At 68.4% G+C, this 21,955-nt stretch carries 23 protein-coding genes and 2 pseudogenes; 5 read left to right on the plus strand and 20 right to left on the minus strand.

Annotated features, from left to right (window positions below):
• Positions 1–132 precede the first annotated feature (132 nt).
• The 5 genes from DTA22_RS08760 to thyX form a co-directional block, all read right to left on the minus strand.
• A complete protein-coding gene (locus DTA22_RS08760; RefSeq protein WP_112299205.1) occupies positions 133–2,763 on the minus strand; it encodes a DNA translocase FtsK in 2,631 nt (876 codons plus the stop codon).
• 80 nt (positions 2,764–2,843) lie between these two features.
• Positions 2,844–3,467 carry a TIGR03085 family metal-binding protein gene (locus DTA22_RS08765; protein WP_037232540.1) on the minus strand — a complete coding sequence of 208 codons (624 nt, stop codon included), beginning with the start codon at positions 3,465–3,467 and terminating at the stop codon, positions 2,844–2,846.
• A 25-nt stretch (positions 3,468–3,492) separates the two neighbouring features.
• Positions 3,493–5,499, minus strand: coding sequence for a ribonuclease J (locus DTA22_RS08770; RefSeq protein WP_112299206.1), 2,007 nt, complete (start codon positions 5,497–5,499; stop codon positions 3,493–3,495).
• On the minus strand, positions 5,496–6,404 hold the full coding sequence (gene dapA, locus DTA22_RS08775) for a 4-hydroxy-tetrahydrodipicolinate synthase (protein WP_005261164.1): 909 nt from the start codon (positions 6,402–6,404) through the stop codon (positions 5,496–5,498). The genes DTA22_RS08770 and dapA overlap by 4 nt, the downstream gene beginning before the upstream one ends.
• 43 nt (positions 6,405–6,447) lie before the next feature.
• Entirely contained in the window at positions 6,448–7,200 is a 753-nt protein-coding gene (gene thyX / locus DTA22_RS08780; RefSeq protein ID WP_037232548.1) for an FAD-dependent thymidylate synthase, read from the minus strand.
• Positions 7,201–7,393: 193 nt separating this feature from the next.
• Between thyX and DTA22_RS08785 the strand changes: the two genes are divergently transcribed.
• From DTA22_RS08785 to DTA22_RS08795, 3 genes are all read left to right on the plus strand, one after another.
• A complete protein-coding gene (locus tag DTA22_RS08785; protein WP_245973295.1) occupies positions 7,394–8,206 on the plus strand; it encodes a tyrosine-protein phosphatase in 813 nt (270 codons plus the stop codon).
• Positions 8,207–8,233: 27 nt separating this feature from the next.
• Positions 8,234–8,710 carry a toxin-antitoxin system HicB family antitoxin gene (locus DTA22_RS08790; protein ID WP_037232552.1) on the plus strand — a complete coding sequence of 159 codons (477 nt, stop codon included), beginning with the start codon at positions 8,234–8,236 and terminating at the stop codon, positions 8,708–8,710.
• A 102-nt stretch (positions 8,711–8,812) separates the two neighbouring features.
• Entirely contained in the window at positions 8,813–9,247 is a 435-nt protein-coding gene (locus DTA22_RS08795; protein ID WP_005240727.1) for an SRPBCC family protein, read from the plus strand.
• Between the two features lie 4 nt (positions 9,248–9,251).
• Here the strand turns inward: DTA22_RS08795 and DTA22_RS08800 are convergent, their stop codons facing one another.
• The 5 genes from DTA22_RS08800 to DTA22_RS08820 all read right to left on the minus strand — a co-directional run bounded on the left by DTA22_RS08800 (position 9,252) and on the right by DTA22_RS08820 (position 12,973).
• The gene (locus DTA22_RS08800) at positions 9,252–10,484 is read right to left on the minus strand and encodes a winged helix-turn-helix domain-containing protein (RefSeq protein ID WP_112299207.1); all 1,233 of its coding nucleotides are present in this window, start codon (positions 10,482–10,484) and stop codon (positions 9,252–9,254) included.
• Between the two features lie 45 nt (positions 10,485–10,529).
• Positions 10,530–10,988, minus strand: coding sequence for a flavodoxin family protein (locus DTA22_RS08805; protein ID WP_037232556.1), 459 nt, complete (start codon positions 10,986–10,988; stop codon positions 10,530–10,532).
• Between the two features lie 29 nt (positions 10,989–11,017).
• A complete protein-coding gene (locus tag DTA22_RS08810) occupies positions 11,018–11,497 on the minus strand; it encodes a hypothetical protein (RefSeq protein WP_037232557.1) in 480 nt (159 codons plus the stop codon).
• Complete coding sequence (dapB, locus tag DTA22_RS08815; protein ID WP_037232558.1) at positions 11,494–12,252, minus strand: 4-hydroxy-tetrahydrodipicolinate reductase; 759 nt, start codon at positions 12,250–12,252, stop codon at positions 11,494–11,496. The genes DTA22_RS08810 and dapB overlap by 4 nt, the downstream gene beginning before the upstream one ends.
• Before the next feature lie 103 nt (positions 12,253–12,355).
• Complete coding sequence (locus tag DTA22_RS08820; RefSeq protein WP_112299208.1) at positions 12,356–12,973, minus strand: TIGR03086 family metal-binding protein; 618 nt, start codon at positions 12,971–12,973, stop codon at positions 12,356–12,358.
• A gap of 90 nt (positions 12,974–13,063) precedes the next feature.
• Between DTA22_RS08820 and DTA22_RS08825 the strand changes: the two genes are divergently transcribed.
• Entirely contained in the window at positions 13,064–13,549 is a 486-nt protein-coding gene (locus DTA22_RS08825; RefSeq protein WP_112299209.1) for a MarR family winged helix-turn-helix transcriptional regulator, read from the plus strand.
• Positions 13,550–13,570: 21 nt separating this feature from the next.
• Here the strand turns inward: DTA22_RS08825 and DTA22_RS08830 are convergent, their stop codons facing one another.
• From DTA22_RS08830 to DTA22_RS08855, 6 genes and pseudogenes are all read right to left on the minus strand, one after another.
• Positions 13,571–14,011 (minus strand): YdeI/OmpD-associated family protein, encoded by a 441-nt coding sequence (locus DTA22_RS08830; RefSeq protein ID WP_112299210.1) that lies wholly within the window; start codon positions 14,009–14,011, stop codon positions 13,571–13,573.
• 33 nt (positions 14,012–14,044) lie between these two features.
• Positions 14,045–15,151, minus strand: coding sequence for an alcohol dehydrogenase catalytic domain-containing protein (locus DTA22_RS08835; RefSeq protein ID WP_112299211.1), 1,107 nt, complete (start codon positions 15,149–15,151; stop codon positions 14,045–14,047).
• A gap of 34 nt (positions 15,152–15,185) precedes the next feature.
• Positions 15,186–16,532 carry a M16 family metallopeptidase gene (locus DTA22_RS08840; RefSeq protein ID WP_112299212.1) on the minus strand — a complete coding sequence of 449 codons (1,347 nt, stop codon included), beginning with the start codon at positions 16,530–16,532 and terminating at the stop codon, positions 15,186–15,188.
• Between the two features lie 73 nt (positions 16,533–16,605).
• Positions 16,606–16,983 (minus strand): annotated as a pseudogene (locus DTA22_RS37015) (respiratory nitrate reductase subunit gamma); the annotation flags it as partial.
• Positions 16,972–17,540: pseudogene (locus DTA22_RS37120) on the minus strand (MFS transporter); the annotation flags it as partial. The pseudogenes DTA22_RS37015 and DTA22_RS37120, both read right to left, overlap by 12 nt.
• A gap of 213 nt (positions 17,541–17,753) precedes the next feature.
• Positions 17,754–18,425: a HemK2/MTQ2 family protein methyltransferase gene (locus DTA22_RS08855; protein ID WP_112299215.1), complete on the minus strand. Its 672-nt coding sequence runs from the start codon at positions 18,423–18,425 to the stop codon at positions 17,754–17,756.
• A gap of 156 nt (positions 18,426–18,581) precedes the next feature.
• Between DTA22_RS08855 and DTA22_RS08860 the strand changes: the two genes are divergently transcribed.
• Positions 18,582–18,977 carry an SRPBCC family protein gene (locus tag DTA22_RS08860; RefSeq protein ID WP_037232575.1) on the plus strand — a complete coding sequence of 132 codons (396 nt, stop codon included), beginning with the start codon at positions 18,582–18,584 and terminating at the stop codon, positions 18,975–18,977.
• Here DTA22_RS08860 and DTA22_RS08865 read toward each other — a convergent pair.
• The 4 genes from DTA22_RS08865 to DTA22_RS08880 form a co-directional block, all read right to left on the minus strand.
• On the minus strand, positions 18,974–20,230 hold the full coding sequence (locus tag DTA22_RS08865; protein ID WP_112299216.1) for a serine hydrolase domain-containing protein: 1,257 nt from the start codon (positions 20,228–20,230) through the stop codon (positions 18,974–18,976). The genes DTA22_RS08860 and DTA22_RS08865 overlap by 4 nt on opposite strands.
• A gap of 65 nt (positions 20,231–20,295) precedes the next feature.
• Positions 20,296–20,853, minus strand: coding sequence for a DinB family protein (locus DTA22_RS08870; protein ID WP_112299217.1), 558 nt, complete (start codon positions 20,851–20,853; stop codon positions 20,296–20,298).
• A 52-nt stretch (positions 20,854–20,905) separates the two neighbouring features.
• Positions 20,906–21,511 (minus strand): YdeI/OmpD-associated family protein, encoded by a 606-nt coding sequence (locus tag DTA22_RS08875; RefSeq protein WP_112299218.1) that lies wholly within the window; start codon positions 21,509–21,511, stop codon positions 20,906–20,908.
• Positions 21,511–21,927 carry a VOC family protein gene (locus DTA22_RS08880; RefSeq protein WP_112299219.1) on the minus strand — a complete coding sequence of 139 codons (417 nt, stop codon included), beginning with the start codon at positions 21,925–21,927 and terminating at the stop codon, positions 21,511–21,513. The genes DTA22_RS08875 and DTA22_RS08880 overlap by 1 nt, the downstream gene beginning before the upstream one ends.
• Positions 21,928–21,955: the final 28 nt, after the last annotated feature.

A 21,955-nucleotide genomic window follows, 5' to 3' on the forward strand; every position in this document is an offset into this window, starting at 1 on the left:
CAGCCCCGGATCGGCAATGGTGCCGATCGTGTTGACGATGCTGCCACAGAGGTGGGGATACTCCCCTCCAATTCGGTGACCATTCAACCACACTGCGCGTGAATCGCCCATTTCGGACACGCGCGCCGGGCCCTACTCCTGGTCGGACGGCGCCTCGTTCGGGTCACCGCCGCGGATCGACCACAGCAGACCGTCCAGTTCCTCGGGCTTGATGAGCACCTCACGGGCTTTCGAGCCCTCGCTGGGGCCCACCACTCCCCTGGTCTCCATCAGGTCCATCAGCCGGCCTGCCTTCGCGAAACCGACACGCAGCTTCCGCTGCAGCATCGACGTGGACCCGAACTGACTGGAGACGACGAGTTCCACCGCCTGCAGCAGCACGTCCATGTCGTCGCCGATGTCGGGATCGACGTCCTTCTTCTCCCCGACCTTGGCGGCGGTGACGCCCTCGGTGTACTCCGGCTCCGCCTGGTTCTTGCTGAAATCGACGACCGCGGAGATCTCTTCATCGGTGATGAACGCGCCCTGCAGGCGTGTCGGCTTGCCTGCGCCCATCGGCAGGAACAGCCCGTCACCCATACCGATCAACTTCTCGGCGCCCGGCTGGTCCAGGATGACCCGCGAGTCCGTCAGGGACGACGTCGCGAAGGCGAGCCGTGACGGCACGTTGGTCTTGATCAGACCCGTCACGACGTCCACCGATGGCCTCTGTGTAGCCAGCACGAGGTGGATACCGGCGGCGCGCGCCTTCTGGGTGATGCGCACGATCGCGTCCTCGACGTCACGCGGCGCGGTCATCATGAGGTCCGCGAGTTCGTCGACGATGGCGAGGATGTACGGATACGGCCGGTAGACCCGTTCACTGCCGAGCGGCGCGGTGATCTCACCCGACTTCACCTTGGCGTTGAAGTCGTCGATGTGGCGCACCCGGTTGGCCTGCATGTCCTGGTAGCGCTGTTCCATCTCCTCCACGAGCCAGGCCAGCGCGGCTGCGGCCTTCTTCGGCTGGGTGATGATGGGGGTGATGAGGTGCGGAATGCCCTCGTAGGGCGTCAACTCCACCATCTTGGGGTCGATGAGGATCATTCGCACTTCGTCGGGTGTCGCACGGGACAGCAGCGACACCAGCATCGAGTTCACGAAGCTCGACTTACCGGAACCGGTGGAACCGGCGACGAGCAGGTGCGGCATCTTCGCGAGGTTGGCGCTGACGAAGTCGCCCTCGATGTCCTTGCCGAGACCGATCACCAGCGGGTGGTGGTCCTTGCGGGTGCTCGGGGCGGTGAGGACGTCGGCGAGGCGCACCATCTCCCGGTCCGAGTTGGGGACCTCGATGCCGACCGCGGACTTACCGGGGATCGGCGCGAGCAGGCGCACGTTGTCGGTGGCGACGGCGTACGCGATGTTGCGGGCGAGCGCGGTGATCTTCTCGACCTTCACACCCGGTCCGAGTTCCACCTCGTAGCGGGTGACGGTCGGGCCGCGGGTGAATCCGGTGACGGCCGCGTCGATCTTGAACTGCTCGAGGACCTCGGTGATGGCCTCGATCATCGCGTCGTTGGCGGAACTGCGCTTCTTCGGCGGATCGCCCTCGATGAGCAGCGACGTCGGCGGCAACGTGTAGTCGCCCTCGATCACCCGATCGGTCACGAATTTGTCGACGTCGGGCAGCGGTTCCGGTTCGGGTTCCGGCTTCGGGGCAGCGACCGGCTTGGCCTTGGCGCGCGCCGGTTTCGGCGCCGGGGCCGGCGACGGCACCGGTTCCGTGGCGGGCTCGGACTCCCAGAGCCCGAGCACCTCCGTCTTCGCGGTGTCGCTGACGTCGTACTCGTCGGTGGGATAGTTGTCGGCCGGGGCACCCCGGACCCCGGTCTTGAAATCGTCGACCGGGTAGCCGTCGGCATCGAACAGCGTGGGGTCGTATTCGCCGTCCTCGTAGTACTCGCTGTCGTAGTCGGCGTAGTGGTCGCGGCCGAACGACATCCCGAAGTACGACTGCAGCTTGCCGGGCACCTCGCGGACCGTGGTTCCGGTCAGCAGCAGGACACCGAACAGTGCGGCCATCAGCAGCAGCGGCGCGGCGAGCCACACGGTCAGGCCGTCCGTCAGTGGTCCTCCCGCCGCGTACCCGACGAAACCGGCGCCGCGGGATCTGCCCTCGGCGTCGGTGGGCGACCCGGTCGCGATGTGCCAGAGACCGAGGGCAGGCAGACCGACCAGCAGCGACCCCAGGACCAGCCGCGGCCGGATCTCGGGTTTCGGTTCGGTCCTCATCAGGATCACCGCGACGGCGACACCGATCAGGGGCAGGACGCCGGACGCCCCACCGAACACGGCGCGGACTCCGGTCTCGATCCACTCGCCCACCGGACCGCCTGCGGAGAACCAGATTCCGCCGGCGACGACGACGCTGATCGCGATCAACCCGAGCGCGATGCCGTCGCGCCGGTGACCCTGTTCGATCTCGGCAGCCTTGCCGACGGTGCGGGTGGTGGCCCCGACGCCCTTCGCCATGAGTGACCAGCCGGCACCGATCCCCCGGCCCACCGACTTGAGGGGGCCGGACGTCGACGACTTCTTCGCGGCGGGCCTTCGTGCGCCGCCGCGGGAGCCGCCACCGCGCGGCGAGGTCGACTTACGCGGAGTGCTGACCGTCCGGGTCGTGCGGGACTTGGGCTTGGACGGGGTCGAGCCGCCTCGCACGCCCGTCCTCGCCGTGGACGTCGTCGTGCTCGAACCGCGGGCGCTCGCCTTACCTGCCATGGCTCTCAGATTAGTCGCTACGGCACCTTCCGGACCATCCGCAACACCCGTAACACGGTGAGACCTGCGGCGAAATGCCCTCAGAACCCTCGGTCGAGGGAGGTCACGGCCTCGATGTCGGCGGCCTCACCGTCGGTCTCGATCCGTACCTGGTCCCTGCCGAACGCGTGCAGGGCGAGTTCCGACGGTTCACCGCGCAGAATCACCCGGCCGGCTCCGGCCTTACGGACTGTGGCCTGCTCTCCGGACGGCCGCTCGAGCACCACCGTCACCGGGGAGTGCCGGTAGCCGAGCTTCCCGACCTTCCGTGCGAGACCCCACAACGCGTCCTGGCGCTCGCCGGGCAGGACCCGCGGCTCCCATCCCTCGTGGGCGCGGCGCACGTCCTCGTGGTGGACGAACATCTCCCCCAGGTTCACCTGCGCGTCCACCCAGTACATCGGGGACCACATCGGCGGGCCCGACCGGACCTCGTCCAGCAGGCGGCTCCACGGACGTTTCGCCGTCTCGTTCTGGACGTGCTCCGTGTAGCCGGCGAGCCGACCCACGACGATGCCGGGGGCAGCGTCGAGGCGCCGTTCGCGCACGATCAGGTGGGCGGCCAGGTCCCGGTTGGTCCACGTCCCGCAGAGGGTCGGGGCGTCGGGACCGAATTCGGCCATCGAGTCGACGAGGGCGAGGCGTTCTTCTCGGGCGAAGGTCACCCGACCGAATCTACCTGCCGGAGAACTACTTGCCCTCCGCAGACGGCACCGCGATGACGGTCGGGACGATCATCGGCCGGCGACGGTACTTGTCCGCCACCCATTTGCCGACGACGCGCCGGATCGCCTGGGCGATGCGGTGAGCGTCGTTGATGCCCTCGGTGGCCAGTCGGAGGAGTTCCGCCTCGACCAGCTGAGCCGCATCCTTGAGGGCCGTGGGGTCGTCGGAGAATCCGCGTCCGGACACCTCGGGGGTGCTGACCGCACGACCCGTGTGGTCGTCGATGACGACGTTGATGGCGATGAATCCGCCCTCACCGAGGACCAGCCGGTCCGACAGCGTGGAGTCGCCGACGTCACCGACGGACAGTCCGTCGACGTAGACGTGCCCGACGGGAACCTGCCCGACGATCTCGGCGAGACCGTCGACCATGTCGACCACCACCCCGTCCTCGGCGAGCACGATCCGCTCCTCCGGCACGCCGGTCGCCTTCGCGAGGGCGGCGTTGGCGCGCAGGTGACGCCATTCGCCGTGGACCGGCATGGCATTGGTGGGCCGGACCGCGTTGTACAGGTACAGAAGCTCGCCCGCCGATGCGTGACCGGAGACGTGCACCTTCGCGCTCTGCTGGGTGACGACGGTGGCGCCGCGCTTGGCGAGTCCGTTGACGACGGCGAAAACGGAGTTCTCGTTGCCCGGGATCAGCGAGGACGCCAGCACGACGAGGTCGTTGGCCCGGATGTTGATCTGCCGGTGCTCACCGCGGGCCATCCGCGACAACGCCGACAGCGGTTCACCCTGCGAACCGGTGGAGATGAGGACGAGCCGGTCGTCGGGCAGGTTGGCCGCGGTGTCGATGTCGACCACCAGGCCGTCCGGCACGGTCAGGTATCCGAGATCCTGCGCGATCTGCATGTTGCGGACCATCGAACGGCCCACGAACGCGACCCGCCGGTTGTACCGGTGGGCGACGTCGACGACCTGCTGGATGCGGTGCACGTGGCTGGCGAAGGAGGCCACGATCACACGCTGCTTCGCCTTGCCGATGACGTTGTCGAGCACTCCCCCGATCTCACGTTCGGGGGTGACGAAGCCTGGCACCTCGGCGTTGGTGGAGTCGACGAGGAACAGGTCGACGCCCTCGTCGCCGAGCCGCGAGAAGCCGGCGAGGTCGGTGAGCCTGCCGTCGAGCGGGAGCTGGTCGAGCTTGATGTCGCCCGTGTGCAGCACGACGCCGGCGTCGGTCCGGATCGCGACGGCGATGGCGTCGGGGATCGAATGGTTGACGGCGAAGTACTCGCACTCGAACGGACCGTGATCGGTGCGCTGCCCCTCGACGACCTCGACGAGGTTGGGGCGCTGGCGGTGCTCACGGCACTTGGCCGCGACGAGCGCGAGCGTGAACCGCGAACCGACCACGGGCAGATCCGGCCGCAGGCGCAGCAGGAACGGGATGGCGCCGATGTGGTCCTCGTGACCGTGCGTGAGGACCACGGCCTCGACGTCGTCCATCCGGTCCTCGATGTGCCGGAAGTCCGGGAGAATCAGGTCGACACCCGGCTGCTGGTCTTCCGGGAACAGCACACCGCAGTCGACGATGAGCAGCTTGCCCTGGTGCTCGAAAACGGTCATGTTGCGACCGATCTCGCCGATACCGCCGAGTGCCACCACCCGCAGACCCTTGAACGGAGCCTTCGGCGGGGCGCCGAGCCGGGCCGTCGGATCGACCGACGCCGGCCGCGTGTCCTGACGCTTGTTGCCGCCGCCGCGCCTGCCGGAGCGGGACGACGACTTATTGGCGGCGCCGCCCTTCGTGGAGGAGGTCTTCACGGGCGCGGACTTGGCCTGCTCCGACTTCGGAGCCGACGGCTGGTCGGCGACGACGGGCTCCGACTTCGACGGCTCGGCGACCGGGGGCGCCGACTTCGTCGGCTCGGCGACCGGGGGCGCCGACTTCGTCGGCTCGCTCGCGGTGGGGGAAGGGGGACCGGCCTGGCGGCTGGCGCTGCGACGACGAGGCGGTCGGGTCACGCGAGCACCCCCGCAGCGTGCAGATCGGCGGCCAGGAGGTCGAGCTGATCGTGAGTCGGTGCCACCTGCGGCAACCGGGGTTCGCCGACGTCCAGGCCGATCAGGCGCAGACCCGCCTTCGACGCGCTGACGCCGCCGAGACGCGCCACCGAGCGGATGACCGGGATCAGGCTGAGATTGATCGCGCGGGCGCGGGCGATGTCACCGGCCGCGAATGCCGTGTGCAGTTCGCGCAACCGGCCGGGCACGAGGTGCCCGATGACGCTGACGAATCCCGTCGCGCCCACCGACAGCCACGGCAGGTTGAGCGGATCGTCACCCGAGTAGAACTGGAGGTCCGTGGTACCGATCAGCTCGGCGCCCGCGTTGAGGTCGCCCTTGGCGTCCTTGACCGCGACGATCCGCGGGTTCTCGGCGAGGCGCCGGATGGTCTCCGTCTCGATGGGGACGACGGAGCGGGGTGGAATGTCGTAGAGCATGACCGGAAGGTCGGTGGCGTTGGCGACGGCGGTGAAATGCGCGAACAGTCCGGCCTGCGGCGGACGCGAGTAGTAGGGGGTGACGACGAGGAGGCCCTGCGCGCCCGCGCGGGCGGCGTCACGGGCGAGTTCGACACTGTGCGCGGTGTCATTGCTGCCCGCGCCGGCGATGATCTTCGCGCGGTTGCCCACCGCGTCGATGACTGCCCGGAGAAGCTCGAGCTTCTCGTTCTCGGTGGTCGTCGGCGACTCACCGGTCGTACCGGCGAGGACAAGGGAGTCGCACCCGTTGTCGACGAGGTACGCCGCGAGGCGGACACCGGCGTCGACGTCCAGCTTTCCGTCCGAGGTGAACGGCGTCACCATCGCTGTGGACACGGTGCCGAACGGACGCTCGACGGGAGAAGCGGAATCACCGTAGGTCATGGTCAGAAGGCTACCCGGTGACCCAGGTACTTTTGCATTCCCGTCACGCGTCGGCGGAAAACGTGCTCCGCGCCACCTCCGTGCCGTCGCCCCAGTCCAGTACCTCGAAGTCGCCGAAGACATTCGGCGCGGCCGCCTGCAGCTGCCTCAGGCACTCGACCGCCACACGGCGAATCTCCACGTCGGCGTGCTCGGTGGCCCGCATCGAGACGAAGTGCCGCCACGCCCGGTAATTGCCGGTGACCACGACGCGGGTCTCCGTCGCGTTGGGCAGGACGGCCCTCGCCGCCTGCCTCGCCTGCTTGTTGCGCAGCGGCACGCTGGAGGTGTCCGCCAGTTTCGTTTCGAGGGCCTCGAGGAGTTCGCCGTATGCCGCCCGGCTCGCGTCGGTGGCCTTCGCGAACAACTCCTCGAGTTCCGGGTCGCCGGCGATCGCGGGCGGGACGACGACATTCCCGTCGTTCTCGCGCACGAAGCGCTGCGACAGCTGCGAGTAGGAGAAGTGGCGGTGCCGGATCAACTCGTGAGTGCAGGACCGGGAGATGCCGGTGATGTAGAAGCTGACGGTGCCGTGTTCGAGGACCGACTCGTGCCCGACCTCGAGCAGATGGCGCAGATATCCGGCGTTGGTTGCGGTGCGGGGGTTGGGTTTGGACCAGCTCTGGTAGCACGCCCGGCCCGCGAACTCCGCCAGCGCTTCGCCGCCGTCGGCGTCGGTCTCCCACGGAATGTCAGCCGGCGGAAAGAACTCCGTCTTCGCGACGAGTTGCACCCTGAGCGGCACGGTCTGCGGCACTGCGCTGTTCCTCCTACCGAACTCCCTGGTCGGAAGTCCTCCTGAATGCATCGACCCTAGTCGCAGCGTTGATCGGGGTCTCGGTGTGCCCCGCCCCGGCAACGGCCCGGTTCCCGTGTGGTCGCCCGCGCGTGTCACTCTTCGTCTCGCCCACACTTTCCGTGGTGCCGCTTATTCGCGAGGGAGACTTCCTGTGCAGTACCGGACCGGCCGCGCGCGCCGCGCCGTCGTGATCGCAGTTCTCGGGACCGCCGTTCTCGGGGCCGCTCCCCCGGCGTTCGCCGGGCCGCCCGCGACGGGACCGTCGGTTGCCGAGAGTCCGGCGCAGCCCGGGGCCGGGCAGCGCTCGCTCGGGCTCGAGGGTGCCCGAAATGCTCGTGACATCGGTGGATACCCGACGGCCGACGGTTCCGTCGTCCGTTCCGGTCTGGTGTTCCGCACGGACGCGCTGGACAGGCTGACCCCGCGTGACCTCGCGCGGCTCGAATCCTCGAACGTGACGGTCGTCGACGACCTCCGCACGACGTACGAGCGGGCGCTCGCGCCGGACCGGCTTCCGGCCGGCGCAGCCGGGAACTGGTACGACGTGCTCGGGCAGTCGCCGATCGCCACTCTGGTCGACATGCCCGCCGCCTACCGCGCCTTCGTGACGGGTCCGGGGGCGAACGAGGCGTTCTCCGCGGTTCTCCACGACATCGCGGCGTCCGACGGCGCCGTGATCTACCACTGCAGCGCAGGCAAGGACCGCACCGGATGGGCGACGGCCGTGCTGCTCACCATCCTGGGGGTCCCGCGGGACACGGTCACCGCGGACTACCTGCTCAGCAACACCTACCGCGGGGCCGACCCGGAACATCCCGGCCTGGACGGCGTCGACCAGGCGTGGCTCGACATCGCGTTCGACACGGCCGTCGCCACGTACGGCAGCTTCGACGCCTACGTGTCGGAGGGGCTGAAGTTGTCCGAGGGCGACATCACCGAGCTGAAGTCACGACTGCTTGACTGACGTCACCTATGACGCCATGCTGGCGTCATGGACCTCGGCATCTACGTCTCCCGGCTGCGAGACGACCTGAACGCAGCAGCAGCACTCGGCGACGAGCAGACGCGTGCGACCGCGGCGGCACTCGCTGCCGCGGTCGAACCCGCAGCCCGGCTGCTCCTCCTCTCGGCGCTCACTGATTTCGCGGGTGAAGTGTCGTCCGAACTGGGCAATCGCACCGTCGGTGTGCGACTGGACGGCAGCGAGGTGGCGGTCGACGTGCATCGCACACCCACTGCGCCGGGGCCGGAGGGGGAAGGGACGACGGCTGCCGAGGACATCGGTGCCGCCTTCGATGACGTCACCGGAGACATCAGCCGCGTCACTCTGCGTCTGATGGATCAGATCAAGTCGAAGGCCGAGGAGGCCGCCTCCCAGAACGGGGTGTCGCTCAATTCCTGGGTGTCGCAGGCGGTCCAGGGCGCGCTCAAGGACCAGATGCGCCGCAGCGGGAGAGACAATTTCTGAGCACCGGCGCACTCACTCCACGCGCCCGTCGGCGGCGGTGATGTAATTACGTCGCATCAGCCACACGGTGAGAGTCGCCACGGGCTCGAAGGAGCGAAGAACATGGCCGTTTCCGGCGTCAAGGAATTCGAGATCAAGGCCGATCCGGCCACGGTGATGGCCGCGATCGCTGCGGTGGATCGCCTGCCCGAGTGGTCCTCGGCCCACAAGTCGGTCACCATCGAGAGCACACACGACGACGGCCGCCCCCATCGAGTCCGGATGAGCGTCTCCATCCTCGGGATCAGCGACGAGCAGGTCGTCGACTACACGTTCGAGGGCGACGACACCGTGTCGTGGCACCTCGTCGAGAGCGGCCAGCAGAACGCCCAGGACGGCTCGTACGTCCTCACCGAGTCCGGCGCAGGCACCAAGGTCACCTTCGAGTTGACGGTCGATCCGAAGATCCCGCTGCCCGGGTTCCTCGTGAAGAAGGCACAGAAGACGGCACTCGAGACCGCGAGCAAGGGCCTGACGAAGTTCGTCGAGAGCCTGTAATTCCTCACTCTCCTCGCGGCCGCGCCGCCGCGGCCGCGAGGAGGGCACCGAGGTTGCCGCGATCGTCCACCCGGATGTCGTCCAGACCCAACCACGTTGCCATTCTTCGCAGTTCCGGGAGCAGCGCCTCCACCACGCGCCCCGGATTCCGGTCGGGTTCCACGAACGCGGATCGCACCTCGAGCGTTCCCGACGCGCGGTCGGCCTTGAGATCGACCCTCGCGACCAGTTCACCGTTCAGCAGGAACGGAAAGACGTAGTAGCCGTGGACACGTTTGTGCGCGGGGGTATAGATCTCGAGTCGGTACCGGAAGTCGAATATCCGCTCGGTCCGGGGACGGCAGAAGACCAGCGGATCGAACGGGCACAACAGCGCCGCCCCCTCCACCTTTCGGGGAATTCGGACGTCGCGGTGCACGAATGCCGGCGCATCCCAGCCGCGGACCCCGACCCGTTCGAGCACCCCGTCCTCGACGAGTTCCTCGATGGCCGAGGCGGTCTGCCCCGGCGACAGTCGATAGTAGTCCCGCAGATCGGGTTCGGTAGCCACACCGAGGGCCCGCGCGGACCGCTGCACGAGCCCACGGACGGCGTCCTCCTCCGAGATTTCCTCGGCGAGTATCGCTTTCGGCAGCACACGTTCACTCAGGTCGTAGTGACGGGTGAAGGCGACCCGTTTGTCCACCGCCAACGCGCCGGACGCGAATAATTGCTCGCACACCACTTTGGTGTCGCTGCGATCCCACCACGGCCCCTTGCGGTCCGGACGGTCGACCTCGAGGTGTTTCTCCACGTCGCTCGCGCTGCACGCACCGACGGCGCCGATCACGTCGAGCACGTCGGCGGCGAGCGTGGGATTGCGGTCGAGTACGCGGGATTCGCCGGACCAGCGACCGTGCCGGTACCGGTGCATCCGCCAGCGCATCAGCGGCCAGTCCTCGACGGGGATGAACGCGGCCTCGTGCGCCCAGTACTCCGCCAGCATCCGGGGTGCGCGGGCGGAATGCGACCACGCCGCCGAATCGACCAGCCCCCGGTCGTAGCCACCGAGACGGCTGAACAGCGGGACGTAGTGGGCACGCACAGCCACCGACACCGAGTCGATCTGGAACAGCCGCACCCGGTCGAGGACCGAGCGGACGTGCCTGCGCGTCGGCGCCCCGGCCGGTTTCCTGTCGGCGAACCCCTGCGCCCAGAGCGCCGATCTCCGGGCCGCGGCAGCGGTCATCTCACGCATGACCGCAGCCTGCCATCAACCACCGACACGGTCCCGGCCGCGACGTCACGCATCCTCGGCCAGCGTGACCGCGACCGTCGCACCGAGTTCGTAACACCGCTCCCGCGCACTCGCGTCGAGCGATCCGGTCAGTTCCAGGATCTCCGCCACCTGCGTGAGTGCCAACCCGGTCACGATCTTCTGCACCGACTTCACGGCGCCGGCGGTGTCGTTGTTGCCGTGCACCCAGAGTCCGTAGGGACGTCCGGCGACCGCGTCGAGGCACGGGTAGTAGACGGTGTCGAAGAAATGCTTCAGCGCACCGGACATGTAGCCGAAGTTGGCGGACGTCCCGAACAGGAACCCGTCGGCTGCCAGGACGTCGGGCACGGTCGCGCCGAGAGCGGGGATCGACTTCACCTCGACGCCGTCGATGTCGGGATCGCGCGCGCCTTTCAGCACGGCTTCGAGGCACTCACGGGTCACCGGTGACGGTGTGTGGTGGACGACGAGTAGTGACTTCACAGTCGTCAGCGTACGACCGCGTCCGTCACCTACCGGCCGGGCTCACCTTCCCGTTCCACGCGTTCGAGTTCCACGGCCCGTTTCATCGTCTCCCGGGCCCTGCCGCGGTCGCCGGCGTAGTCGTAGGCGCGGGCGAGGCGGTACGAGTTCCGCCAGTTGTCCGGATCTGTTTCCCACTCGGACTTGATCTGCTGGAAGAGTGCGTCGGCGGCGTCCCGGTCGATGCGGCCCGAGGGTCGCTTCGGCAGATCGCTGACGTCCAGTTCGAGTCCCTCGTCGGCGATCCGGCGGGACAGGTGCTGATGCTGGAATCCGGCACGCAGCGTGGCGTAAACGATCCAGGCGCCCAGGAACGGCAGGATCAGGACGCCGACACCCAGGCCGATCGCGGCTGCTCCGCCGTCCTGGATCAACTCGATCCCGCGCCGGCCGAGAAGGACGAAGTAGAACGCCAGCGCCGCGACCAGCAGTCCGATCGTGACGACGGTCTTGGTCGAGCCGTCCTTCACAGGTCGAGAAGGGGGTCGATACCGACGGTCAGGCCGGGACGGGAGCCGATCTCCCGCACCCCGAGCAGGACGCCGGGGGCGAAGGAATTGCGATCGATCGAATCGTGCCGGATGGTCAGCGTCTCGCCCTGCGTGCCGAGGATGACCTCCTGATGGGCGACGAGACCTGCCAGCCGCACGGAATGAACCCGCACGCCGTCCACGTCGGCGCCGCGCGCACCGTCCAGTTCGGTGGTCGTTGCGTCGGGGCTCGGTCCCACGCCTGCCTTGCGGCGCGCCTCCGAGATGAGGGCGGCGGTCCGGTAGGCGGTGCCGGACGGCGCGTCCGCCTTGTTGGGGTGGTGCAACTCGATGACCTCGACGGAATCGAAGAATCGTGCCGCCGCCTCGGCGAAGCGCATGGAGAGAACGGCACCGATCGCGAAGTTCGGGGCGATCAGGACACCGACCTCGGGCCGCTCCGACACCCACGACCGCACGGTGTCGAGCCGGGCGTCGTCGAACCCCGTGGTGCCCACGACCGCATGAATACCGTTGGACACGAGGAACTTCAGGTTGTCCATCACCACGTCGGGGTGGGTGAAGTCGACGACGACCTGCGTGCCGGTCTCGACGAACGTCTCCAGCCTGTCGCCGTGATCGACCTCTGCGACGAGTTCGAGGTCCGGTGCCTGCTCCACCGCCTCGCAGATCGCTCGGCCGACCTTGCCCTTGGCCCCGAGAACCCCGACCCTGATGGGTGTTGCTGCGCTCACTTCTCCACGCTCCGTCCAGTCACAACGATTCGCCCGAAAGCCTACGCAATCGCCGGGTGCGGACCGTTGCGCAGGGGCGGGGCAGGAGACCTGCGTCTCGTCGTCAGACGCGGCCGGCCTCGTACTCGGGGTGCCAGTGCGGTGATCGGCCGAGCAGCGACAGCACCACGTCGAAATCGGCGGAGTCTGGGCCGGTCGGCAGGCCGGGCGCGAACGCGGCCCCCTCGCGCATCCGGTCCGCCCCGTCCGGCACGAGACGTGCGATGGGGAGAACCGCGGCCACCATGCCGGATTCGGGCGCGAAGTCGAGCCCGAGTGACCGGGCGACGTCCCACGAATGGACCACGTAGTCGAGGAAGTGGAACCCGACGGCCGTGGCTGCGGGGAACGGGAACTCGGTGCTGATCTCCGGCAACCAGAACTGCCGATTCCCGACGCCGTCCCGGGCGAAGGCCTCGATGACGGCGCCGGCCGCCGAGCGGTACGCGGCAACGGGGTCCGCCGACACGCGCGGCCGCCAGTTCGACAGGTCGGGACCGCCGCCCGCGGCCGCCGCGGCGAATCCCCGGTGCTGCACGGTCATGTGGGCCAGCAGTTCCCCGAGAGTCCACTCCGAACACGGTGTCGCGCGCTGCAGATCGTCGCGCGTCACCTGCGACACGAACTCCACACTCGATTGCACGGCGCGGCGATCCCAGCGCCGGACCTCGTCCACATCCATTGTCGGCACCTCGTCACTCGACTCGAATTGATATGCGTTCGCTTATCATCTACCTATGTAGATGATCGGTCAAGGTGTATTTTCTGCGATATGCCCAGCCTCGACCCGACGAACGGACAGCACGAACGCACCCGCCCCGACCTCGCGGCGATGACGACCGCCCTGAACCGTTCGCTGGTGGCGGCTGAACTCCCCGTGCTCGCGGAGCACGGGCTGACCATGTGGGGATACGTCGTGCTCCTGGCACTCGACGAGCATCCGCTGCGCACCCAGGCCGCGCTCGCGGAGGCGATCGGCGCCGACAAGACCCGGATCATCGGCGTGCTCGACGAACTGCAGGACCGTGGCCTGATCGACCGGCAGCGCGATCCCGCGGACCGCCGGGCGCGCCTGCTGTCGCTGACTCCTGCCGGGCACGACGTGCGCGATTCGGCGCAGGCGGCGATCCGGCGGGGCGAGGAGCGGCTCTTGGCCAGGTTGCCGGAGCGCGACCGCGAGAGTTTCCTGGCCGGTCTGATTGCGCTGTCGGCGCTGCCGGTCGAGGATGTCACCGGGCGACCGGGCGACTCCCCCTGACGGAATCCGCGCCGGTTCGCCTCAGCCCTGCCGGAGCGCGTCCACGGCCTTTCCGATCCGGCGCTGCCGGGTCTCGTCCGTCTTGGCGCCCTCGATCGAGAGCACGTGCCGCCGCTGATTGTTGTACGACAGTGCATCGAACGCCGTCCTCGCGTCCGGCTCCCGGTCGAGCGCCGCGGCGAAGTCGGGCGGAACCGTGACGACCCTGGGTTCGCTGTCGAGTTCGACGTCGACGTCCACCTCGTCGCCTGCCGCGACCCCCGCACCTGCCCTGTTCTCGGCGCTGAGCGGAATCATGAACACGCCACCCATCGGCGCGACCGTGGTGCGGTAGGTGTGACCGCCGATCGTGACCCGGACCGCGGGGCGCTTACCCGACCCCAGTTCCGCGACGACGTCCTCGGGGATCCGGAAACCGGTCGCGGTCTTGCCGCCCAACTCGATGGTGGTGCGAAACCTCATGGGCGGAATTCTGCCCGCGACCGGCCCGCCGGGTCAGTCGAACACGATGATCTGCCGGATCGCCTTGCCGTCGGCGAGTTCGTCCATGCCGCGGTTGATGTCGTTCAGCGTGATGCGAGAGGAGATGAGTTTCTCCACGGGTAGCTTCCCGGCGCGCCAGAGGTCCTCGTAGATCGGGATGTCCCGGGACGGCACCGCCGACCCGAGGTAGCTGCCGATGATGGTGCGGGCCTCGGCCACCAGGGTGAGCGGCGAGATCGACGACCGCGCGTCGGGGGACGGCAAGCCGACGGTGATCGTGCTGCCACCGGGAGCGGTCGCGCGAACAGCCGATTCGAACGCGCGCGCGTTTCCGGCGGCTTCGATGACGATGGGCGCCCGGACACCGGCCTCCTCGAGCTCCGCAGGGGTGTAGACAGCCGTCGCGCCGAGTTCGCGGGCGGTCTGCAGCTTCTCGGGAACGGCGTCGACGCCGATGACCTCGCCGACTCCCAGGGAGACCGCTGTCAGGATCGCGGCCATCCCCACCCCGCCGAGTCCGACGACCATCACAGCCTGGCCGGGTTGCGGATCGCCCGCGTTGAGGACGGCGCCGCCGCCGGTGAGGACGGCGCATCCGAGCACGGCCGCTACCTCGGCGGGGACGTCGTCGCCGACGGGAACGACCGAGCGGCGGTTGACGACCGCGTGCGTCGCGAATCCGGACACCCCGAGGTGGTGGTGGACGGTGTCGCCGCCGCGGTGCAGTCGCGCTCCCCCGTCGAGCAGGGTTCCGTCGTTGTTGGCACCGGTGCCGGGCACGCACGGCATCCGGCCGTCGGTGGCGCAGCCCTCGCACTCCCCGCAGCGTGGGAGGAACGTCATGACGACGCGCTGTCCGACCGCGACATCGTCGACTCCGGCGCCGAGTTGGGTGATCAGCCCCGCGGCCTCGTGCCCGAGCAACATCGGGACCGGGCGCACGCGGTTGCCGTCGACGACGGACAGGTCGGAGTGGCACAGTCCCGCGGCCTCGATCCTGACGAGGATCTCGCCCTCGCCGGGCTCGTCGAGGTCGAGTTCGGAGATCGAGATCGGTGCCGACTCGGCGAACGGGCGCGTTCTCCCGATCTCCTCGAGTACCGCTCCACGGATCTTCATCTCGGGCTTCTCCTCTTGTTTCGGCGAATCCTCGTTACCGCACGATGCCGCGCACCGAGGCCGGCAGGTCACGCTTGCGACGATACGGTCCGACGACGGCGGCTCCGAACGGGCGCTGCAGCAGGACTCGCGCGACGTCGCGCACCTCGTCGGTGGTGACCGCGTCGATCTTGCTCAAGGTTTCGCTGATGCTGCGGTGATTGCCGTAGTTGAGTTCGCTGCGACCGATGCGGTGCATCCGGGAGCCCGAATCCTCCAGTCCCAGAACCAGTCCGCCGCGCAGCGATCCCTTGGCGCGGGCGCACTCGGCGTCGGTGATGCCCTCGGCGGCGACGTTCGACAGCACCTCCCGGATCACCGTGGTGACCTCGCCGAGGTTCTCGGGCTGGCATCCGGCGTAGATCGAGAACGCGCCGGTGTCGGAGAACGTGTCGATGCCCGAGTACACGGAATACGCGAGGCCCCGGATTTCCCGCACTTCCTGGAAGAGCCGGGAACTGAGTCCGCCACCGACCGCGGCGTTGAGCACCGACAGCGCCCAGCGGTGCGACTCGTGCCGCCCGAACGCGCGCACCCCGAGGGAGAGGTGCACCTGTTCGCTGTCCCTGTTGGTCAGGCTGAGTGTCGGCTCCGTCCGCAGGCGCAGCGTCCCTGCGCGTCGGGGGGCGGGCTCGGACGCCGATTCGAGATGCCCGGCGAACGCGCGCCGGACCAGCTCGACCGTCGGTTCGTGCTCCACGTTGCCGGCGACGGCCACCACCATGCGCGGCGGCGTGTAGCGCCGCACGTGGAAGGAGTGGAGTTGGGTACGGGTCATCGATTCGATGGATTCGACGCTGCCGATGACGGGCCTGCCGACGGGATGGTCGCCGTAGAGCGCGGTCAGGAACGCGTCGCCGAGGAGGTCTTCCGGGTCGTCGTCGCGCATCGAGATCTCTTCGAGGACCACCTGGCGTTCCACGTCGACGTCGGCGGACCGGCACCGGCCCCGCAGCACGACGTCACTGACGAGGTCGATGGCGAGGGGCAGGTCGTCGTCGAGCACGTGCGCGTAGAAACAGGTGTGTTCCTTGGACGTGAACGCGTTGAGCTCGCCGCCGACGCCGTCCATCACCTGCGCGATGTCGAGGGCGCTGCGCGACGGCGTGGCCTTGAACAGGAGATGCTCGAGGAAGTGCGCGGCCCCGGCGACGGTGGGCTGTTCGTCGCGTGATCCGACACCCACCCAGACGCCCACGGACGCGGAGCGGACACCGGGAACGTATTCGGTGACCACCCGGAGTCCGCCGGGAAGCACGGTGCGCCGGACGCCGGCATCCGGCTCGTGGAGGGTCGGCGCTTGGGTCAGTGCGGCAGTGCGGCTGCGATCGATCTTGGCCATGTAGTGGTTCAGCAGTCCTCGAAAGCTGGGCGTCGTCGAACGGCAAACTTTACACGCGGCACCCGGCCGTCGGTCACCAGCCTCGGCGATGTGGTTGCGAGCCGATCAGCTCGCCGTTCCGGGCGACGTCGCGACTGCGGTAGACGATGTAGGGGCGGAACAGATAGGCCACGGGGGCGCTGAACGCGTGCACGAGCCGGGTGAACGGCCAGAGCGCGAACAACACCATCGCGATCGCGACGTGGATGTGGAAGGCGAGCGACGCCTGGGCCATGAGGTCGCCGCGGGGCTGCAGAATCCAGATCGACCGGAACCACGGCGACACCGTCTCGCGATAGTTGCTCTCCTCCCCGACGACGCCGGATCCGAGCAGGGTCGTCGCCAGCCCCGCGACGATCGCGGCGAGCAGCACCGCGTACATCAGCTTGTCGTTCCAGGTGCTGCCGACGCTCGCGGCCGGGGATCGGCGCGCCACCCACGCGAACACACCGCCCGTCCCGATGCCGAGGAACACGGCCAGCGTGATGAACGTGACGGCCGACCAGAAGTCCGGTGGGGGTTGGAATGCGGCCACCACCGCCATCACCCCGGTGCCCGCGAGGGACGTGAGCACCACGAACTTCGGAGGTATGCGGTCCGACAGCGCACCGCCGATCGGTCGCGCGGTCACCGCGGCGAGTGCGAATCCTGCTGTACGCGTGCCCGCGTCGACGGCGGAGAAGTCGTAGATCGTCTTTGATGTAGGTGGGCAGCTAGTTGCTGAATGCCACGAAACCACCGAACACCACCGCATACAGGAACGACATCTCCCACGTGACCCGCAGGCGGGCAGCGGCTTTCAACTTCGGCAGCACCGGTTCGGTGTGCGGTGCGAATGCCGGCGCGTCGCGCATCACGGCGATACACACCAGCGCGGTGACGCCGAGTGCGGGCTCGAAACCAGCCGGTGCCCAACGGTTCGGCCACGATCGCGTGCGTGGGAAGAAGGCCGAACCAGCCCACCATCCGACGCCTCGGCGTACGTGGTCGACAGGGGGCCGATCATGTTCCATGCCCAGAAGTTGATCGCGGAAACCCAGGTGGCCAACGCCAGATTCAGAGTCCGCGCCGAATTCGTTACCTCAGGATGTCCTAAACGCACCCATTCATGGAACCGTCAGTTGCCGCGAGATCGTGATAATTCGGACAAACATCCGGGGACGTGGCGGCGCCATCGCCGGGTCAGCGTGGAGCGTCGCCGTACCGGAGGTCGGTCGCGGCGAGCACCGCGATGCGCTCGGTGCGCTGGCCCGGCCGGATCATCTCCCGCGCCTCCAGCATCCTCGTGCGGGACGAGAGCGCGGGACCGAACGGCACGTCCTCCGACGCGACCACGTCCACCCGCAGTCCCCGTTCCTCCAGCATTGCCCGGGTCTTGTCCACACCGTTGAGCGTCGACTGGACGAGGAGCAGGGTGCCGCCGGGGGCGAGAAGGTCGGGGGTCTCGCTGCAGATCCGGTCGAGCACGGCGCGCCCGTCGACGCCGGCATCCCAGGCCCGCGCGAGTACCCGGCCCGGCCTGCCGTCGTCCGTCGCCGGCGCGTAGGGCGGGTTGGCCACCACCACGTCGAAGCGCAGGGTCCGGACCGAGTCCACCAGGTCACCCCGCACGACGCGGATCGTCCGGCGGTTCAGTTTGGCGTTGAGCCAGGTACTGATCGCGGCCCGGCGCGACACGTCGACCGCCGTCACCCACCCCGCTCCCGCCGCGCACGCCTCGACGCTCAACACCCCTGTGCCACAGCAGAGATCGAGCACGCGGGTACCCGGTCCGAGATCGCGGGCCGCCAGCACCTCGGCGAGCAGCCAGGTGTCACGCTGGGGGCGATACACCCCGGGCAGACGAACGAGCATGATCGGCTCCCTCCCTCGCCGTTCCCTACAAGCGTGGCCAGTACCCCGAGTTACACGCAACTCGACACGGGCCAATTCACCCGGTGTTCACCTCCGGCCCCTCCCCGAACCGCATCTGCGGTGTCTGCCGGGGTCGAAACCGGGTACTCCTCCCCCGTGCCGCATTCCTTCTCAGCTGATTCCGACGCCTCGGTGGATGTCGCGTGGGCGCTCGTCGCCCGACCCTCGCGCTGGCCCGAATGGGCGCCGCACGTGCGCGGCGCGTGGGGCCTCGGGTCCCCCGAGATTCAGGCCGGCCGGCGTGGCGCGGCGCGGCTGCTCTGGATCGTGCCTGTTCCCGCATCGATCTCGGCCAAGACGCCGGGCCGTTCCTGGACCTGGCGTGTGGGACCGATGACGCTCGATCACGCCGTCGAGCCCCGCGGTGCCGGATCACGGATCACGATGACGATGTCCGCTCCCGGCCCGCTCGACTCGGTGCTCGGCGCCGCCTACGGCCCGGTGGTGCGGACCCTCGTCCGTCGCCTCGCCCGTGTCGCGGGTGAACGCTAACCGACGGCCACCGGCGGCGCGTCGTTCGGAGCGAGTTGAGCGCCGATCTTCCGGAACAGCCTGTCGGCCTCGTTCTTGTAGGCCCCCGTGTCGTCGAAGGCGGCCTGTTCGTAGGTGACGGCGACGGCGATGGCGATCTTCTGGGAGGGCAGATAGGCCTCGGCCGCGGCGGACCCGCTGAACAGCGGGTTCTGCATCAGCCAGTTGCCCACGATCGGCAGTCCGAGCCCGTAGGTGTAGTTCTCCGACTGCGGGAAGCAGGTGGTGCAGCCGGGCAGCGCAGTCGTCTTGCCGCGCAGGTCCGTAGACACCATGGCCGCGTAGGACTCGGGCGAGAGCAGTTCGCCCGTGCCGATGGCGACGGCCGTGTCGTGGAGGTCGTAGATGTTCGTGGTCTGGATGGCTCCGTGGGTGATGGTCCAGGACGGGTTCCAGTACGTGGATTCCTCGTAGAACGGCGCACCGGGCGGGATCTGCAGGGCCTCGCGCCGCTCGGACGAGAACGCGTGCAGGACGGGTTCGGGGATCACTGCCGTCCCCGGATCCGTGGTGGCGTCGAGGCCGAGCGGACCGAGCACCTTGTCCTGCATGAGGTCCGTCATCGGCTGACCGGTGATCTTCTCGAGAGCCAACCCGAGGATGATGTAGTTGGTGTGGGCGTAGTTCCAGTTGGTCCCGGGTTCGTAGAGCAGGGGCTTGGACGTGGCGAATGCCAGGAGTTCCTCAGGCGTCCAGTTGCGGAACGGCGCCGCGTAGAGGGCGTCGGCGAATTCGGTGTTGCCGATGACGTAGTCGACGTAGCCCGAGGTCATCTGGGCGAGCTGACGGAGGGTCACGCGGTCGGCGTTCGGAAGGTCGGGCAGCCACTTCGACACCGTGTCGTCGAGGCTCACCTTCTTCTCGTCGACGAGCTGGAGCAGCAGCGTGGAGACGTAGGAGATGGCGACGGCTCCGTTGCGGAAGTGCATGTCGGTGGTGGCGGGCACCCCGGTCATCGACTCGCCGAGAGCCTGGGTGACGATTTCCTTGCCGTCGACCGTGACACGCACGATCACCGCCTTCAGGTGGCTCTCCGCCATGGCATCGCGCACGATCGTCATCACCGCGTCGGCCTGCGCCGGATCGGCCGACGCGAGGGCAGATCCGCTGCTCGCGTCCGAGGAGGACACATCGGAGGACGAGGTGTTCGACGTGCATGCGGCCAGGAGAACGAGGACGCACGTCAACAGGAGAACCCGCCGAGTCGGTGCCATACCCGAGCTTGGCAGATGCGGGCGGCCCCGGGGAGTGAAAACCGTGGAGCCGGCCAGGATTCCGGTCAGATTATCGGCCGGCGCAGGTAGAGATCGCGGAGAAGCGCCACCTCGGCGCCGTGATGGATGACTTCCCGGTTGATGTGCAACACCAGTGCCGCCATCGGATAATCCGCGAACGGTCCCTCGCTGGGGCCGCACGGCCGGGCGAACCCCTCGGCTCCGAGGCTCCGGACGCCTGCGGACCAGGCGGCATATTTCTCGTCGAGTTGCGCGAGCGCCTCCGCAGCGGTGCCGGCGTACTCGAACGTCTGATAGTCGACGGGCGGCCCGCCGAAGTGGCTGGCAATCCGCATACCGAAGACGCCGACGACGACATGCCCGAGCCGCCACGCGATGGTGGTGACCGGCGGCGGGTCCGGTGCGGGAAAGGCGAAGTCGATGGTGAACGCGCCACTTCCGGCCTGGACCGGCGCCTGCGACTCCCCGCGCGGGCGCACACTCCAGCCGTCCGGCGCGGGTTCCCAGAAATACTCTTCGTCGGTCAACCCCTCCAGCCGGGGACGCAACTGATGCTCCCAGTGCCAGCCGAGCTGATCGGCAAGTTCGTGCGGCCAGTCCATGTCGTGACTCCCCTCTCCCTTGTCGCCCGATCGGACACCGGCCCCGGGTCGCCTACCCCACACCGTCCGGGTCTCGGACCCCCGGATGATTGGCCCGGAGGTTCATTGCCGCCAGCCTGACCGTCCGCTCGATCCGCCGCTGCCTCGTGTCGGGCTTCCTGGCTGACGCTATCCACTCGAGAATCAACCGTGTCGAAGACGGCGGAAACTTGTCGAAGTTCGCGCGTGCAGCGTCGTGTCGCCCGAACGCTGCCCGCAGATCGCCGGGGACGACCGTGCCGTCCCCGTTCGCCGTGTTCTCCCAGGTCCCTTTGGCCTTGGCCAGTTCGATGGCGGCGAAACCGTGCTCGGTCATCAGCCCCTGCTCGATCATGTCCGCCGCGCGCTGCCGGTTCACCCGGCTCCAGGTACTGCGCGGGGTGCGCGGCGTGAAACGCAGTTGAGAACTGTCGGCGTCTCGTCTGCGGTGCAGGCCGTCGATCCACCCGAAGCACAACGCCTGCTCGATCGCCTCGTGGTATCGCACGCTCGGCGTTTCGCTGTCCTTGTGGTGGATGATCAGCCAGACCTCCTTCTCGGACCGGCAGTTCTCCGAAAGCCAGGCACGCCACTGCTCGGTCGTGCAAGCGATGACGGTGTTCACGTCGTGGGTGTCCATCACGCGCCTGCCTTTGCAGCCAGAGTGTCCAGGTAGTGCTGGTTGAACATCACGCCGAGGATGTTTCCGAACGGGTCGGTCACGGACGCGGTGACGAATCCCGGCCCGTGTTCGACCGGCTTCCCGTGCAGGGTGGCACCGAGGGCCAGCAACTGCGCGACGCTCGCCTCCAGATCGTCGACGTGCCAGTAGGTCATCGTGTTCTCGGCTCCGTGTGACCTGTCGGGCGTCGCGAATCGGCGGTCGATGATGCCGAGTTCGTGCTGGTAGTCGCCGATCCGGAACTCGATGTAGGCGGGGGCCCCCTTCACCGAGCGCACGAAGTACGGTTCGACTCCGAGCAGTTCGGTGTACCAGGCCTGGGCGGCGGTGAGGTCGTCGGCGTAGAAGTTGACGGTGGTGAGTCCTCGCAACATGGGTGGTTCCCTTCCTCGGTCGTTTACA

Origin of the sequence: Rhodococcus wratislaviensis (assembly GCF_900455735.1) — a bacterium.
Taxonomy (GTDB): Bacteria; Actinomycetota; Actinomycetes; order Mycobacteriales; family Mycobacteriaceae; genus Rhodococcus_F; species Rhodococcus_F wratislaviensis.

Bases quoted from the DNA above. Each gene is read 5' to 3' on its own strand.
- DTA22_RS08865 (WP_112299216.1), bottom strand. From the start codon at position 20,230: ATGGCACCGACTCGGCGGGTTCTCCTGTTGACGTGCGTCCTCGTTCTC.
- DTA22_RS08875 (WP_112299218.1), bottom strand. From the start codon at position 21,511: ATGGACACCCACGACGTGAACACCGTCATCGCTTGCACGACCGAGCAG.
- DTA22_RS08840 (WP_112299212.1), bottom strand. From the start codon at position 16,532: ATGGCCAAGATCGATCGCAGCCGCACTGCCGCACTGACCCAAGCGCCG.
- DTA22_RS08760 (WP_112299205.1), bottom strand. From the start codon at position 2,763: ATGGCAGGTAAGGCGAGCGCCCGCGGTTCGAGCACGACGACGTCCACG.
- DTA22_RS08820 (WP_112299208.1), bottom strand. From the start codon at position 12,973: ATGGATGTGGACGAGGTCCGGCGCTGGGATCGCCGCGCCGTGCAATCG.
- DTA22_RS08800 (WP_112299207.1), bottom strand. From the start codon at position 10,484: ATGCGTGAGATGACCGCTGCCGCGGCCCGGAGATCGGCGCTCTGGGCG.
- DTA22_RS08855 (WP_112299215.1), bottom strand. From the start codon at position 18,425: ATGCTCGTTCGTCTGCCCGGGGTGTATCGCCCCCAGCGTGACACCTGG.
- dapA (WP_005261164.1), bottom strand. From the start codon at position 6,404: ATGACCTACGGTGATTCCGCTTCTCCCGTCGAGCGTCCGTTCGGCACC.
- DTA22_RS08870 (WP_112299217.1), bottom strand. From the start codon at position 20,853: ATGGACTGGCCGCACGAACTTGCCGATCAGCTCGGCTGGCACTGGGAG.
- DTA22_RS08835 (WP_112299211.1), bottom strand. From the start codon at position 15,151: ATGAAGATCCGTGGAGCGGTACTCGAGGAGATCGGGAGAACGCGCCCG.
- DTA22_RS08790 (WP_037232552.1), top strand. From the start codon at position 8,234: ATGGACCTCGGCATCTACGTCTCCCGGCTGCGAGACGACCTGAACGCA.
- DTA22_RS08795 (WP_005240727.1), top strand. From the start codon at position 8,813: ATGGCCGTTTCCGGCGTCAAGGAATTCGAGATCAAGGCCGATCCGGCC.
- DTA22_RS08825 (WP_112299209.1), top strand. From the start codon at position 13,064: ATGCCCAGCCTCGACCCGACGAACGGACAGCACGAACGCACCCGCCCC.
- DTA22_RS08830 (WP_112299210.1), bottom strand. From the start codon at position 14,011: ATGAGGTTTCGCACCACCATCGAGTTGGGCGGCAAGACCGCGACCGGT.
- DTA22_RS08880 (WP_112299219.1), bottom strand. From the start codon at position 21,927: ATGTTGCGAGGACTCACCACCGTCAACTTCTACGCCGACGACCTCACC.